This is a genomic window from Amycolatopsis sp. NPDC028719, assembly GCF_055565395.1.
In genome coordinates, this window is the sequence record NZ_JBVHUL010000008.1 from 125261 (window position 1) to 141134 (window position 15874).

Below are 15874 nucleotides of genomic sequence, written 5' to 3' on the forward strand. Positions count from 1 at the left end.
GTGGGGATACCTCTCAGGCGCCGAGCTCGTTGTCGATGAGGGCGAACAGCTCATCCGTGGTCGCGGTCTCCAGCACGTCGGTGGACTTGGTGCCGGACAGGGTCTTGTGCAGGGTGGTGACCATCGCCTGCAGCCGGGCGACGATCCGGGACCGGTCGATCTCGGCGGCGTCCAGTCCGGCCGCGACCGCTTCGAGGCGGTCCAGCTCCACTTCGAGGGGGACGGCCGCTTCACCGCCGCCGAGCTGCGTCCACAGGTGCTCGGCCAGGGCCTGCGGGTTGACGTGGTCGAAGGCGACGGTCGCCGGGAGCTTCAGCCCGGTGGCGGCGCCGAGCCGGTTGCGCAGGTCGACCGCGGTCACCGAGTCGAAGCCGAGCTCCTTGAACGCGCGGGCCGGTTCGACCGCCGAGCCGCCGTCGTAGCCGGCGACCACGGCGACCTGGCCGCGGACCAGCTCCAGCAGCGTCCGCTGCTGTTCGGCGGGGGTGAGCGCAGCCAGTTTCGCCTTGAGGTCACCGGTGTTCCCGGCGGCTTCGGTCTTGTCCTCGGCGACCTCCGGCAGCGCGCGCAGCAGGGGCCGCGGGCGGGCGAGCTGGTAGACCGGGGCGAACGCGGCCCAGTCGATGTCCGCGACGACCAGCTGCGTTTCGTCGTGGTCCAGGGCCTGGCCCAGTGCTTCGACGGCCAGTTCCGGCGCCATCTCGGCGAGGCCCATGCGGCGCAGCAGGTCGCTCGCCTCGGCGTCGACCATGCCGCCGCCACCCCAGGAGCCCCAGGCGATCGCGGTCGCGGTGCGGCCCGCGGCCCGGCGGCGCCGGGCGAGGGCGTCGAGGTAGGCGTTGCCCGCGGCGTAGGCGGGCTGGCCCGAGGTGCCCCACACGGCGGCGCCGGAGGACATCAGCACGAACGCGTCCAGCTCGGTGTCGCCGAGCAGCTCGTCGAGCAGCGCGGCGCCGGTGACCTTGGCGCGGGTGGCCGCGGCGAACTCCGCGGGCGTGACGTCGGCCAGCGGCGACTCCGCGGTGAGGACGCCGGCGGCGTGCACGACGGCGGTCGGCGGGTGCTCGGCCAGCAGCGCCTTCAGCTGCTCCTTGTCGGAGACGTCGCAGGCGGCGATGATGACCCCCAGCTCGTCGGCCAGTTCACGCGCTCCGTCGGCATCGAGCCCGCGACGGCTGGTGAGCACGATCTTCCCGGCGCCGCGGCCGGCCAGCCACCGGGCGACGTGCGCGCCGACCGCGCCGGTGCCGCCGGTGACCAGGACCGTCCCGCGCGGCTTCCACTCGTCCGCGGTGCCGGTCAGCGGGGCATGAACCATGCGCCGGGCGAACACGCCGGACGGCCGGATCGCGACCTGGTCCTCACTGTCTACTCCGGACACCACGGCGGCCAGGCGGGCGGCGTCGGCGGGGCCGTCGACGTCGACCAGGCCACCCCAGGTGGCGGGCAGGTCGAGCGCGGCGACCGTGCCGAGGCCCCACACCGCCGCGGCGGCCGGGTCGGCGTCGGAGAAGGCGTCCACCGCGACCGCGCCGCGGGTCACGACCCAGGTGGGAGCATCGACGCCGGTGTCGCGCAGAGCCTGCAGCAGCGCGATGGTGGCGGCGACCGCGGTGCTGAGCGCGGGGTGTTCCGGGTGTTCGCGGGTGTCGAGGGCGAGCAGCGACAGGACGCCGTCGAACGGCCGCAGCGCCGTGGCTCCGGTGACCAGCTCGGCCAGGGCTTCGCGGTCGGCCGTGGCGATGACGCGCACGACGTCGCCCTGCTCGGCGAGCGCGTCGGCCAGCTCGGCCGCCGCGGGGACGTCCGCGGGCACGACGACCAGCCAGGTGCCGGCCAGCCCGCCCGTGACGCTCACCGGCGCCCACGAGACCTTGTAGCGCCAGGATTCCACTGTGGACAGCTCGGTACGGCGGCCGTGCCACGCGGCCAGGGCCGGGACGATCTCACCCAGGGGCGCGGCCTCGACGCCGAGCCTCGAGGCCAGCGCATCGACGTCGCCGGCCGTGACGTCCTGCCAGAAGTCCTGGTCGGCGACGGTCGCGGGGGCGGCCTGGCCGGTGGTCTCTTCCTCGAGCCAGAAGCGCTTGTGCTGGAACGGGTAGGTCGGCAGGTCGGTGATCCGGCCGCCGGGCACCAGCGAGGCCCAGTCCGCCGCGCCGCCGCGGACCGAGTGCTCGGCCAGCGAGGTCGCGAACCGCGTCAGGCCGCCTTCGTCGCGGCGCAGGGTGCCGGTGACGGAACCGCTGTGCCCGCCTTCGTCGAGGGTCTCCTGGATGCTCATGGCGAGCACCGGGTGCGGGCTGACCTCGATGAACCGCGTGTAACCCGCCTCGGCGAGCTTCGCGACGACCGGGGCGAACCGGACCGTCGTGCGCAGGTTGGTGAACCAGTACTTCGCGTCCACAGTGGACCCGGTCTCTTCGGTCACCGTGGACGTCATCGCGACGCTCCCGGCGCCGGGGGTGATCGGGCCGAGGTCTTCCAGGAGGCGGTCGGCGAGGTGCTCGACGTGCGCGGAGTGCGACGCGTAGTCCACCGGGACGCGCTTGGCGCGGAAGCCTTCGGCGACGAGCTGGTCACGCAGCTGGTCGAGGGCGTCGCCGTCGCCGGACAGCACGGCCGAGGTGGCGCCGTTGTCGGCGGCCAGGGAGATCCGGCCGTCCCACGTGCCGAGCCGCTTCCGCAGTTCGGCGGCGGGGAGGCCGGCGGCCAGCATGCCGCCGCCGCGTCCGCCGAGGACGTCCCCGATCGCCTTGCTGCGCAGCGCGACCACACGGGCACCGTCCTGAAGGGACAGTGCGCCCGAGACGCTCGCGGCGGCGATCTCGCCCTGCGAGTGGCCGATCACCATGTCCGGTTCCACGCCGTGCGCACGCCACAGCGCGGCCAGCGAGACCATGACGGCCCACAGCATCGGCTGGACGACGTCGACGCGGTCGGCCGGCGGGGTGCCGGGCTCACCGCGCAGCACGGCGAGAACCGACCACCCGGTGAACTCCCGCAGCGCCCCGTCGCATTCGGTCATCCGCGCGGCGAAGACCGGCGACTGCTCGATGAGGTCGATCGCCATGCCGGTCCACTGGGAACCCTGGCCGGGGAAGACGAACACGGTCTTGCCGCGGACGTCGGCGGTCCCGGTGACGACGTCGGGCCGCGAACCACCCGCGGCCAGCGTCTCCAGGGCCTGCTTGGCGTCGGTCGACAGCACGACCGCGCGGTGGTCGAGCCGCGCGCGGCCGGTGGCGAGGGTGTGGGCGACGTCGACGAGGTCCTCGTCCACACGGGACGCGAGCCGCGCGGCGGCTTCGGCGAGCGCGGCCGGGGTCTTCGCCGACAGGACCAGCGGGCAGACCGCGGGCTTCGGCGGCTCGACGACGTCTTCGGCCGGTGCCTGCTCCAGGATGACGTGCGCGTTGGTGCCGCTGACGCCGAACGACGACACGGCGGCCCGGCGCGGCCGGTTCACCTCCGGCCAGTCGCGCGGCTCGGTGAGCAGCTCGACCGCGCCGGCGGTCCAGTCGACGTGCGTCGACGGCGTGCCGACGTGCAGGGTGCGCGGCGCCTTGCCGTGCCGCAGCGCCTGCACCACCTTGATCACGCCCGCGACACCGGCCGCGGCCTGCGGGTGACCCATGTTGGACTTGATCGAGCCGAGCAGCAGCGGTGCACCGGTGGTGCGCTGCCCGTAGGTCTCCATCAGCGACTGCGCTTCGATCGGATCGCCGAGCGCGGTGCCGGTGCCGTGCGCCTCGACGAGGTCCACATCGGACCGCGACAGCCCGGCGTCGGCCAGCGCGGCCTCGATCACCCGGACCTGCGACGGGCCGTTGGGCGCGGAGAAGCCGTTGCTGGCGCCGTCCTGGTTGATCGCGGAGCCGCGCAGCAGCGCGAGGACGCGGTGGCCGTTGCGGCGCGCGTCGGACAGCCGTTCCAGCACGAGGACGCCGACGCCCTCGGCCCACGACGTCCCGTCGGCATCGTCCGAGAAGGACCGGCTGCGGCCGTCGGCCGAGAGCCCGCGCCGGCCGCTGAAGTCGACGAACATCTCCGGGGTGCCCATCACGGCGACGCCGCCGGCCAGCGCGAGGGTGCAGTCGCCGTCCCGCAGGCCCTGGGCGGCCATGTGCAGCGCGACCAGCGAAGACGAGCACGCGGTGTCGACCGACACGGACGGGCCTTCGAGGCCGAGGGTGTAGGAGACCTGGCCGGAGACGAGACTGCCGTCGGGGCTGCCACCGCTGTAGTCGTGGTACATGACGCCGGCGTAGACCCCGGTCGGGCTGCCCTTGAGCGCGTGCGGGTCGAGCCCGGCGCGTTCGAAGGCCTCCCACGAGGCCTCGAGGAGGATCCGCTGCTGCGGGTCGGCGCGGCGGGCGTCGCGCGGGCTGATGCCGAAGAACTCGGCGTCGAAGCCCGGGGCGCCGTAGAGGAACCCGCCGTGGCGCGTGTAGGTCTTGCCGGGCCGGTCGGGGGTGGGGTCGTAGATGCCCTCGAGGTCCCACCCGCGGTCGGCGGGGAACTCCCCGATGACGTCCCGGCCCTGGTCGACCAGGTCCCAGAGGTCCTCCGGCGAGCGGACGTCCCCGGGGTAGCGGCAGCTCATGCCGATGATGGCGATGGGTTCGGCGTTCTTGGCTTCCAGCTCCTGCACCCGGCGCCGGGCCGCCTGCAGATCCGCCGTCGCGCGCTTCAGGTAGTCGCGGAGCTTGTCCTCGTTGCTCATGAAATACCCAATTCTGTGTCCAGCACGGCAAAGAGCTCGTCGTCGGTGGCTTCGTCCAGGTCGGCCGCCTCGGGGACGCCTGTGTTCGCCTCGGTCCACTTGCGGGACAGCGCCTCGAGGCGGGCGGTGACCTTCGCCGTCGAGCCGTTGAGCGATCCCGCGCCGGCCAGGAGCGCCTCCAGGCGGTCGATCTCCGCCAGCAGCGAGTCCGCCGCGCCGCGGCCCGGGCCCAGCAGGGCGTGCAGCCGGGCGGCCAGGGCCGCCGGGGTCGGGTGGTCGAACACGATCGTCGCGGTCAGTTTCAGGCCGGTCAGGGCGCCGAGCTGGTTGCGCAGCTCCACCGACGTCAGGGAGTCGAACCCCATCTCCTGGAACGCTCGCTCCGGCTCGACGAACCCCAGCCCCAGCACGGCCTTGACCTGGCCGGACACGACTTCCAGCAGGTACGCCTCGCGCTCGGGCTCCGGCAGCGCCGCGAGCCGGGCCGTGACGGCGCCGTCGTTCTTAGCCGTCGTGCGGCGGGCGGCCGCGGGCCGGACCATGCCGCGCAGGACCGGCGGGAGCGAGTCCGCGCGCGACCGCAGGGCCGCGACGTCGAGCTTCACCGGCGCGAGGACGGCGTCCTCGGCGACGAGGCACGCGTCGAACAGGTCGAGCGCGTCGGCGGTGGCCATCGGCGGGGTGCCCAGGCGGCGCAGGCGACGGAAGTCGGCCTCGCCGAGTTCGCCGGCCATGCCGCCGTCTTCGGCCCACGCACCCCAATCGAGGGCCGTCGCCGGGAGGCCCTGGGTGTGGCGGTGGCGGGCCAGTTCGTCGAGGAACGCGTTGGCCGCGGCGTACCCGGCCTGCCCGGCGGCCAGCACCGTGCTCGCGGCCGAGGAGAACAGGATGAACGCGTCGAGGTCCTTCGTGAGTTCATGGAGGTGCCAGGCGCCGTCGACCTTCGGGGCGAAGACGCGGTCGAGTTCTTCCGCGGTGAGGTTCTCGACGCGACCGGCGGACGGGACGCCCGCCGCGTGCACCACCGCGGTCAGCTCGACGCCGTCGACCAGCGCCGCCACGGACGCGCGGTCGGTGACGTCGCAGCTCGCGATGGTGACGTCCGCGCCCAGACTCGTGAGTTCGTCGCGCAATTCAAGAGCGCCGGGTGCGTCGGCGCCCCGGCGGCTGGTGAGCAGGAGGTGCCGGACGCCGTGGTTCGTCACCAGGTGCCTCGCGACGACGGCACCGAGCCCGCCCGTGCCGCCGGTGATCAGCACTGTGCGGTCGAGGTTCCAGCCCAGGTCGCCGGACGGCGTCGCCGCGATTAGGCGCGGCGCCAGGACCTCACCGTCGCGGACGGCCGCCTCGGGCGCGCCGGTGGCCAAGGCCGCTTCGACGTCTTCTCCGTCGATGAGCACGAACCGGCCCGGGTTCTCGGCTTCGGCCGCCCGCACCAGACCCCACACCGGGGCGAGGGCCGGGTCGACGTCCTCGCCGTTCACCGACACCGCACCGCGCGTGACGACGGCCAGGCGCGTCTCGCCGGTCAAGGTCTCCTGGATCGCACCGAGCACCTGCCGGGTGACCGCCCGAGCCCGCTCCGGCACTTTCACCCCATCCCGCACTTTCACGTGAAAGTGCGAGATGGGCGCCACGGGGTCGCCGGTGCCGGAGGCGGGTTCCCAAGCCACGCGGAACAGTGAGCTGGGCGCCAGCTTGTCCAGGGAAATCGGTCGGGCGGCCAACGAGTCGACGGACAGCACCGGGGCGCCGGTCGTGTCCGCGATCCGCAGCGTGATGGTGTCCGGACCGGCCGGCGACACGTGGACGCGCAGCGCGGACGTGCCCGCGGCGTGCCAGGTGGTGCCGCTGAAGGCGAACGGCAGCATCGGCTTCGTCTCGCCGTCCTCCGGGACCGGGCCGAGCAGCTGGCCGTGCAGGGCGGCGTCGAGCAGGGCCGGGTGCAGGCCGTAGTCGCGGGCGTCGGCCAGGGCGACCTCGGCGTAGACGTCGTCGCCGTGGCGCCACATCCTGCTCAGCCCCTGGAACGCGGGGCCGTAGTCGTAGCCCAGGTCCGCGAGCTGCGCGTAGGGGTCGTCCAGGGCGACCTCGGTGGCGCTCGCGGGCGGCCATTCGGTGAGGTCGAACGACGGCTCGGCCGCTTCGGCGGTCACGAAGCCTTCGGCGTGGAGTGTCCAGGCGTCCTCGCCATCGAGTCGCGAGTGGACGGTGACGCGACGGCGTCCGTCCTCCTCGGCGCCGAGGAACACCTGCAGCGCGGCGCCCTTGCTCAGGGCGAGCGGAGCCTGCAGCGTCAGCTCTTCGATGCCCGCATAGCCGACCTCGTCGGCGGCGGCCCGCGCCAGCTCGACGAACGCCGTGCCCGGCAGCAGGATCGTGCCGAGCACCACGTGGTCGGCGATCCACGGCACGGTGTCCGCCGAGAGCCGCCCGGTCAGCACGACCGTGTCCGACTCGGGCACGCGGACGACGGCGCTGAGCATCGGGTGCGCGGCGGCCTGCTGGCCGTGGTCGGCGGCATCGCCGGTCGCGGTGGTGGCCGGCAGCCAGTAACGGGTGCGGCGGAAGGCGTAGGTCGGCACCTCGACGCGGCGTGCGCCGGCGTAGAACGCTTTCCAGTCCACGGGAATTCCGCGGGCGTGCAGGGTGGCGACCGCGGTGACGACCGCGTGGGCTTCGTCGCGGTCCTTGCGCAGGGCCGGGACGAAGGCGAGCGATTCGTCGTCGAAGGCGGTGCTCGCGGCGGCGGTCAGCACCGGCGCCGGACCGATCTCGACGAACGTCCGGACGCCTTCGGCGGCGAGCGCGCGCAGGCCGTCGTCGAACCGGACGGTCGCGCGGACCTGCTCCACCCAGTACTCCGGCGAAGCCAGGTCGGCCCCGGCGGCGACCGTGGACACGATCGGGATTTCGGGCCTCGCGTAGGTGAGCTTCTCCGCCACGACCGCGAACTCGTCGAGCATCGGTTCCATCAGCGGCGAGTGGAACGCGTGGGAAACGCGCAGTTCCTTCGGCCGCTCGAAGTGCGCGACGACGGCGGCGACCTCGTCTTCGGCGCCCGAGACCACCAGGGAGCGCGGGCCGTTGATCGCGGCGATGCTCACCCCGGCGGTCAGCAGCGGGGTCACGTCGGCCTCGGCGGCCGGGATCGTGACCATCGCCCCTCCGGCCGGCAGCTCTTGCATGAGCCGGGCGCGGGCCCCGACGAGCGTGCAGGCGTCGTCGAGCGAGAGGATCCCGGCGACGTGAGCCGCGGCCAGCTCGCCGACCGAGTGGCCCAGCAGGTGGTCGGGCCGGACGCCCCAGGACTCGATCAGCCGGTAGAGCGCGACCTCGAACGCGAACAGCGCGGGCTGCGTGAAACCGGTCTGTGCCAGAGCTTCGGTGTCGTCGAAGACCGCGCGGTCGAGGTCGAGCCGGGAGCAGACGGCGCCGAGGGCTTCGGCGAAGACGGGGTACTGCGCGGCGAGGGCTTGGCCCATGCCGGCGCGCTGGGCGCCCTGGCCGGTGAAGAGGAAGGCCGTCCGGCCGGTGCCCCGGCGGTCGCGGACCACGTTCGGCGCGTCCTCGCCCGCGGCGAGCGCGGCCAGCCCGGCGCGCAGCTCGGCGGCGTCGGCTCCGACGACGACGGCGCGGTGGTCCAGCGCCGAGCGGGTCGTGGCCAGCGAGTAGCCGACGTCCGCCAGGTCGCCGGCGTGGTCCACGAGCTGCCGAGCCTGCGCGGCGACGGCGTCCGCGGAGTCCGCCGAAACCGGCCACGCGACGACCGGGAGCTCGGCTCCCGAAGGTTCCTCGGCGACGGGTTCGGCCTGCTCGATGATCACGTGGGCGTTGGTGCCGCTGATGCCGAACGACGACACCGCGCCGCGGCGGGGCCGCTCGGCCTCGGGCCACTCGCGGGCCTGGGTGAGCAGCTCCACCGCGCCGGCGGACCAGTCGACGTGCGGCGACGGCTCGTCGACGTGCAGGGTCTTCGGGAGCACGCCGTGCCGGATGGCCTGGACGACCTTGATCACGCCGCCGACGCCGGCGGCCGCCTGGGTGTGGCCGATGTTGGACTTGAGCGAGCCGAGCCACAGCGGCCGGTCCGCGGCACGGTCCTGGCCGTAGGTGGCCAGCAGGGCCTGCGCCTCGATCGGGTCGCCGAGCTTCGTGCCGGTGCCGTGCCCTTCGACGAGGTCGACGTCCGTTGTGGACAGTCCGGCGGTGGCGAGGGCCTGGCGGATCACGCGCTGCTGCGCCGGTCCATTGGGGACGGTCAGGCCGCTGGACGCGCCGTCGGAGTTGACCGCGCTGCCGCGGACGACGGCGAGGACGTCGTGGCCCAGGCGCTGGGCGTCGGAAAGCCGCTCGACGACGAGCACGCCGACACCCTCGCCCCAGCCCGTGCCGTCGGCACCGGCGGCGAAGGCCTTGCAGCGGCCGTCGTCGGACAGCCCGCGCTGCTCGGTGAAGTAGACGAACGTCTCGGGGGTCGCCATCACCGTGACGCCGCCGACGAGGGCCAGCGAGCAGTCGCCGCGGCGCAGCGCCTGCGTGGCCCAGTGCAGGGCGACCAGGGAGGACGAGCAGGCGGTGTCGACCGAGACCGCGGGGCCTTCCAGCCCGAGCGCGTAGGCGACCCGGCCGGAGACGACGCTGCCGGCGGCCGCGTGGCCGAGGTAGTCGTGGTACATCACGCCGGCGAAGACGCCGGTGCTGCTGCCGCGCAGGGATTCCGGGACGATGCCCGCGCGCTCCAGCGCGGTCCACGACGTCTCGAGCAGCAGCCGCTGCTGGGCGTCCATGGTGAGCGCTTCGCGAGGCGAGATCCCGAAGAACTCCGGGTCGAATTCCGCGGCGTCACGCAGGAAGCCGCCCTCGCGGGTGTTCGTGGTGCCGGGCCGCTCCCCCGCCGGGTCGTAGAGGCGGTCGAGGGGCCAGCCGCGGTCGGCCGGGAACGCGCCGATGGCGTCGGTCCCGGTGCCGACCAGCTCCCAGAGGTCGTCGGGGCTCGCGACTCCGCCGGGAAAGCGGCAGTCCATGCCGACGATCGCGATCGGCTCGCTGTCGCGCCGCCGGACCTCGTGCAAAGCACCCTTGGCCTCGCGCAGGTCGGCCGTCGCGCGCTTGAGGTAGTCGAGCAGTTTCCGCTCGTTCTCGGCGCTCACGCCATTACCCCCTGGAAAATGGCAGGAAGAACGGTATTCACGTAATCGACCACCTAACCGCGAATGGGGTGGAAGGTGCCACGCCGAAAACGCTACCGAGGGACTTCGTGCCGCCCCACCCCTAACGGCCCCACAATCAGCGGGTCAGGGCGGCGACCAGTTCGCGCGGCGCGGGCAGGGCGGCGATTTCGTCCCGCAGCGCGGTCGCCGCGCCACTCAGCGAAGCCAGCTCCGCTATGCCGTCGGCCGAGCCCACGCGCCCGGCACCGAAAGCGGCGATGCGAGCCCCGATCGCCGTCTCCGTCAGGGAAAGCTGCGGCACGCCGTGCGTCGCCGCCGCGAGGGCGAGGGACGCGTCACCGTCGTGGACGACCGCACTGCACGCCGGCAGGAGCGCCGCCGGGGGTGCCGTGTCGACCAGCCTCACGTTGGGCGGCATCGTGACGCCGGCCGGGATCCCCGCCGCATCGGTCGCCCAGACCACTTCGGCCGCCACCCCGGCGACGGCGTCGAACACGGGTCCGGCCAGGGTCGCGTCCGTGAGCGACAGCAGGATTCGGCTGCGCCTTGCCTTGCGGCGCAACCATTCCGGTACCACGACCGGGCCGAAGTAGGGCACGTGCCGCACCGGACGGGCGTCCGAGGAGTCCCGCAGCGACGGCGGAACGGTGTCGAAGTCCGCCGGGCCGGACTCGTCGAGCGGGCCCAGCAGCCGGACCGTGCCGGCGTCGGCCACCGGTGCCTGCGCGCCGGAGACCACGACGTCGGGCCGCCACAGCTCGGCGAACTCCGCCAGTGCCGCGGCTTCGGTGTCCTCGGTGCCGAGGTCGACGGCGACGCAGCCGGTGCGCAGGATCTCGCCGACGAACGACGCCTGCCCGGCGATCTTCACGTCGTGGCCGGCGGTCCGCAGCGCCCACGCCAGCGGCACCAGGTTGTGCAGCCGCGCGGGCGACGGCGGAGCGGCCAGGAGTACGCGCATGGGATCCACTCCAGAAAAGGAAACCGGGCCGGCCCGGTGCGGATGGTCGATTTCGACACTATCCGCACCGGGCCGGCCCGCTAACCCCTACAAAATCGTTATTGCCCCGGCAACGTCACCGCTTCGATCGGGCTGCGCCGCATCGCGAGCCGCGCGGAAAGCGCGGTGACCGGCCAGACGATCAGGAACACCGCGGCGATGACCGCGAGGAACACCCACAGCGGGCCGATCGGCACGATGGTGCCGGACGAGAGCGCCATGGGAATCACCGTGAACAGCGAGATCCCCGTCCCGAGCACCAGGCCGAGCACGGCCAGGATGCCGCCCTCGATCATCAGCATCGACCGCACCTGCCCGCGTCGCGCACCCGCGAGCCGCTGCACGCCGAACTCCCGACGCCGCGAAAGCACCGCCACGGCCAGCGTGTTCACCGCCGCGATCGCGGCGTACGCGATCGCGAGCACGGCCAGCAGGTAGTGGATCATCGCCTCGATGTCGGCACTGGCCGCGAAGCTCTCCGTCACCGCGTCGGAGTCCCCGACGGTGGCCCCGGCCCAGTTGGCGGTCACCGAAGTGACCGCCGAGACGACCGCGGCCGCGTCCTGTCCGTCCGCCCCGCGGACCAGCAGCCGGTTCGCCACGCCCGACGTCGTGTGCGGGGCGAGCAGCGCGGCCGGCAGCACGATGCTGGGGTAGCCCGAGGGGCTGTCCAGCAGCGCGACGATCTTCACCTTGACCTGGGCGCCGTCACCGAGCCGCATGGTGATCCGGTCGCCGAGCTTCAGGTCCAGGTCGTCCGCGATGCCCTCGGGCAGCGCCACCGTTTCCCCGGTGAGCTCACCCAGCGAACCGGACGTCACCGGGGTCGCCAGCACCCCGTTGGCGTCCCGGACGTCGAGGCCGAGCAGCCGCCCCGGGTCGCTGCCGTTGCCGTCGTAGGGCTCTTCGATCCAGCCCTGGCTGGTCACCAGCGGCGACACCGACCCGACGCCCGGCGCCTGCCGGACGGCGTCGGCCAGCGCCGGCGAGACCGCACCCGTGCCGCTGGTCACCACCGCGTCGGCCCGCAGCTGGTCGGCGTAGGCGCCGATGATGGCGTGCTGCTGCGTGGTTTCGGCGTACACGTTGCCGAGTGCGACCGCGGTGGCCAGCGTGATCGGCGTCAGCACGGCGGCGAACGCCACCGCCCGCGTCCGCGAGTTGATCACCGCGAGCACCGCGTCCCGGCCGCCGACCCGCCGGATCAGCGGGCCGAAGCGGGTGGCGACGAACGCCATCAGCTCCGGGCCGATCAGCGCGACGGCGATCGAGCCGGTGAGCACGGCGGGACCGCACACGGCCGACGCGATGTCCACCGGCATGAACAGGGTCGCCACCGCCAGCAGCACGGTGACCCCGGCGAACACCTTCGCGCCGAAGCGGCGCACGTCGTTCACCTTCGCGGGTGGGATGGACGCCTCGGCGAGCGCCTGCAGCGGCCGGGCCCGCGCCGCCGGCAGCGCGGCGAACCACGCGGCGGCGAACGAGATGCCGAGCGAAAGCACGAGACCGCCGCCGAAGGCGATGATCCCCTGCTGGAACTCCAGCTGGGGCGGGAGCATCCCGTTGCCCGTGGTGAAACCGAAGATCCCGGCGCCGATGAAGCGGCCGCCGACCAGCCCGACGAGGGCGCCGAAAGCCGCCACCACCATCGTCTCGGCGAGCACCATCCGGTGCACCTGACGCGGGGTCGCGCCGGTCGCCCGCAGCAGCGCGAGCTCCTGCTGGCGCTGCCGCACGGTGAGGCTGATCGTCGCCGACACCACGAGCGCCATGACCACCAGGACCATCCCGCCGAACACGCCGGCGAGCAGGATCAGCGGCAGCTGGGCGCCGTCGATGCCGGGGAACTCGGCGGACCCGCGGTCCGCGCCGGTCAGCACGTTCAGCCCGGGCACCTGCTCGGCGATCCGGGCGGCGAGCTCACCGGCGTCGACGCCGTCCGCCGGGAAGATCCCGGCCAGGTCGACCGTGCCGGGGTGCACCGCGAACTGCTGGACGTCGGCGGCCGAGAAGAACAGGGCGGGCCCGGTCGTGTCCGCGTGCGCGACGCCGGCGACGACGAAGTCCCGCGGCGGCGCGCCGTTCACGGCGATGCCGACCTGGCCCCCGGTGCGGACTCCCGCGGCCTGGGCCGAAGCTTCGTCGAGCACGACCTGGCCCGTGGCGCGCGGCTGCGCACCGTCCACAAGGGAGTAAGGCGCGAGCGCGGCCGAGTCCCAGCCGTGCCCGGCGAGCGGGGCGTCGGCGCTCTGCGGTCCGGACGCGCCGACCACGACCGCGGCGAAGGTGGTGTCCGGCACGACCTGCCGCACACCCGGCACGGACGCGAGCTGGGCGAGCTGCCCGGCCGGGATGCCCGAGCGCTCCCCGTAGGGAACGACCTGCGACTCCTCGTCCGGCAGCTTGAACCCGGCCGATCCGGTCACCACGACCGGCGCGGCCGCCAGCCGCTGCGGCTGGGCGTCGAGCGACAGCGCGGTTTCGAACAGGCCACCGCACGCGATGAGCAGCGAGCAGCCGACCAGGACCGCGACGAACGTCGCCAGCGAGGCGGCCGCGCGGAACCGCAGGCTGGCCAGCGCCATCCGCAGGACCACCCGCCGCGGGCTCACTGCCGCCCCCTCGCCTGCTTGGCCTGGGCACCGAGACGCGCCAGCTCCGCCGCCACCATCTCGACGGCCGGGGCGGCCATCTTGGTCACGATCTGCCCGTCCACCAGGAAGAGCACCTCGTCGGCGAACGACGCGGCGACCGGGTCGTGGGTGACCATGACGATCGTCTGACCGGCGTCGGCGAGCTCGCGCAGCAGCCCGAGCACCTCGAGCGCGGTGGTCGTGTCGAGCGCACCGGTCGGCTCGTCGGCGAAGGTCACCGCCGAGCGGCCGGCGAGCGCGCGGGCGATCGCCACGCGCTGCTGCTGGCCACCGGACAGCTCGCCGGGCCGGTGCCCGACCCGCTGCGACAGGCCCACCCGCTCGACGACCTGGGCGATCCACGCCCGGTCCGGTTCCTTGCCCGCCAGCAGCATCGGGAGGGTGATGTTCTCCTCGACGTCGAGCGCGGGCATCAGGTTGAACGACTGGAACACGAACGCCACGTGCTCGCGGCGCAGTTCGGTCAGCTGGGTTTCGTTGCGGCCCTTGAGGTCGACGCCGACGAGCGTGACGCTGCCCTGGTCGGGCCGGTCGAGCCCGGCGGCGCAGTGCAGCAGGGTGCTCTTGCCGGACCCCGACGGTCCCATCACCGCGGTGAAGCTGCCGGCGGGGAACTCCACGCTGACCCCGGCGAGCGCGACCACACCGCTCTCGCCGCGCCCGTAGGTCTTCTTCACCGAGTCCAGCCGGACGGGCGACCCGGTGGTCGTCATGGTCGTCATCCCCGCGCGATCCGCTCACTCGAGCGGTTGCGCGTCGCGAAGTGCCACGGCACCACGATGAGCGCGCCGCCGATCAGCGGCCAGATGAAGAACGGCGAGTGCAGGCTGAGCGTCGCGAAGCACATGATCAGCCAGATCAGCAGGTGAATGCCGGTGGCGGCGAGCCACACGATCGTGACCACTTTCAGTGCCGTGCGCCCCCCGGCCGTGGAACCGTCTGTCGTCTCGGCCATGTCGGCCCCCGATCTCAGGTACGAACAAATCTGTGTATGGGTTACACAGTTTAACCCACCGGAGCTCCGAGGGGAACCCGGACCCCTACGACCGGGCTCAGGTTCCGGTCTGACCGTCGCCGACGCGCATCCGGCGGTCCCGCTCCCGCGTGGACCACAGGCCGAGCACGAGCAGGCCGCCGCCGAGCACCGGCCACAGCACCCACGGCCCGTCCCACTGGCCACTGGCCCACCCCAGGGTCAGGTAGACCGCGACGTTGACCAGGCTGACCACGACCCAGACCGCCAGCCCGACCCGCGGGGCGGCCTCCAGGATCGGCGGCACCGCGGATTCGGACCGCCCGGCGACGGCGCTGTCCAGCGCCGCGTGCGTGGTCGCCAGCCGGACGCGGGCCAGCCTGACCTCGGCGTCCGGGCACCGGCCCTCGGCCCGGTCGTGCTCGATCCGCGTGACGGCGAGCTTGCGATCCAGCTCGGTGACCCGCGTACGCTCCGGCCACAGGAGCCGGCCGACGGCCGTGGCCACCGGCCTGTTCTCGCTCACGTCGCTCGCCCTCCGCCCAAATCAGTGTAAGACTCTCACAGTTTACTGCCGGAGCACTCGCCAGGGAAGACGCACCATGCTGGACAGGGACACCACACCGGAGCTGCCCCCCGGGATGACACTGGCCTGGGGCGGCACGCCGCCGCCGCGCCGCGGGCCCAAGCCGTCGCACTCGGTGGCGCAGATCGTCGCGGCGGCCGTGGGCCTCGCCGACGCCGACGGCGTCGCCAACGCCTCGCTCCCGAACATCGCCCACGAGGTGGGCGTGACGACCAACGCGCTGTACCGCTACGTCAGCTCCAAGGAGGAGCTGACGGTCCTGCTCGCCGACGCGGGCTGGGGCCCGCCGCCCCCTGGGCTCGCCTCGTCGGGTGACTGGCGCGCCGACGTCCGCGCGTGGACGCGGGCGGTGCTCGACCGGCTGCTGAGCCGGCCCTGGCTGCTGGACCTGCCGATGCGCGGCGACCCGGTGACCCCGAACCGCCTGGCGTGGACCGAGCTCCTCCTGCGGGCGTGCGCGGCCGCGGGCGTCCGCGGTGAGCACCTGCTCGGCTGCGAAACGATGGTGACGGGGTTCGCGACCGCCGCGGCGGTCCGCCTGGCCACCCCGGCGACGTTGGCGGAGGCGTCGGCCGTGCGGGACCATCTCGCACCCAACCTGGCCCGGCACGACGCGGTGGAGCTGGCGGCCCTCGTGTCCGACGGCCGGTACCCGGTCACCGCGGAGGACCGGGAAGCGTTTCTGACCGCGGGGCTCGAACCCGTGCTGGCCGGAGTGGCCGGGATGGCCGGCATCTACTGACTCCGGTCGTGGGTGG

General features: G+C 73.7%; 7 protein-coding genes and 1 pseudogene. 1 reads left to right on the forward strand and 7 read right to left on the reverse strand.

Annotation, left to right across the window (positions count from 1 at the left end; all coding sequences use genetic code 11):
• Positions 1–13: 13 nt before the first annotated feature.
• From ACZ4TR_RS33365 to ACZ4TR_RS33395, 7 genes and pseudogenes are all read right to left on the reverse strand, one after another.
• Complete coding sequence (locus ACZ4TR_RS33365; RefSeq protein ID WP_465292003.1) at positions 14–4738, reverse strand: type I polyketide synthase; 4725 nt, start codon at positions 4736–4738, stop codon at positions 14–16.
• Positions 4723–9855 (reverse strand): annotated as a pseudogene (locus ACZ4TR_RS33370) (type I polyketide synthase); the annotation flags it as partial. The gene ACZ4TR_RS33365 and the pseudogene ACZ4TR_RS33370, both read right to left, overlap by 16 nt.
• Before the next feature lie 160 nt (positions 9856–10015).
• A complete protein-coding gene (locus ACZ4TR_RS33375) occupies positions 10016–10861 on the reverse strand; it encodes a nucleotide disphospho-sugar-binding domain-containing protein (protein ID WP_465291644.1) in 846 nt (281 codons plus the stop codon).
• 98 nt (positions 10862–10959) lie between these two features.
• Positions 10960–13515, reverse strand: coding sequence for an FtsX-like permease family protein (locus ACZ4TR_RS33380; RefSeq protein ID WP_465291646.1), 2556 nt, complete (start codon positions 13513–13515; stop codon positions 10960–10962).
• A complete protein-coding gene (locus ACZ4TR_RS33385; RefSeq protein WP_465291648.1) occupies positions 13512–14270 on the reverse strand; it encodes an ABC transporter ATP-binding protein in 759 nt (252 codons plus the stop codon). The genes ACZ4TR_RS33380 and ACZ4TR_RS33385 overlap by 4 nt, the downstream gene beginning before the upstream one ends.
• Before the next feature lie 5 nt (positions 14271–14275).
• Positions 14276–14512 carry a hypothetical protein gene (locus ACZ4TR_RS33390; RefSeq protein WP_465291650.1) on the reverse strand — a complete coding sequence of 79 codons (237 nt, stop codon included), beginning with the start codon at positions 14510–14512 and terminating at the stop codon, positions 14276–14278.
• 97 nt (positions 14513–14609) lie between these two features.
• Entirely contained in the window at positions 14610–15056 is a 447-nt protein-coding gene (locus ACZ4TR_RS33395) for a hypothetical protein (RefSeq protein WP_465291652.1), read from the reverse strand.
• Positions 15057–15132: 76 nt separating this feature from the next.
• Between ACZ4TR_RS33395 and ACZ4TR_RS33400 the strand changes: the two genes are divergently transcribed.
• On the forward strand, positions 15133–15858 hold the full coding sequence (locus ACZ4TR_RS33400) for a TetR/AcrR family transcriptional regulator (RefSeq protein WP_465291654.1): 726 nt from the start codon (positions 15133–15135) through the stop codon (positions 15856–15858).
• Positions 15859–15874 lie beyond the last annotated feature (16 nt).

Bases quoted from the DNA above. Each gene is read 5' to 3' on its own strand.
- ACZ4TR_RS33400 (WP_465291654.1), top strand. From the start codon at position 15,133: ATGCTGGACAGGGACACCACACCGGAGCTGCCCCCCGGGATGACACTG.
- ACZ4TR_RS33390 (WP_465291650.1), bottom strand. From the start codon at position 14,512: ATGGCCGAGACGACAGACGGTTCCACGGCCGGGGGGCGCACGGCACTG.
- ACZ4TR_RS33385 (WP_465291648.1), bottom strand. From the start codon at position 14,270: ATGACGACCACCGGGTCGCCCGTCCGGCTGGACTCGGTGAAGAAGACC.
- ACZ4TR_RS33375 (WP_465291644.1), bottom strand. From the start codon at position 10,861: ATGCGCGTACTCCTGGCCGCTCCGCCGTCGCCCGCGCGGCTGCACAAC.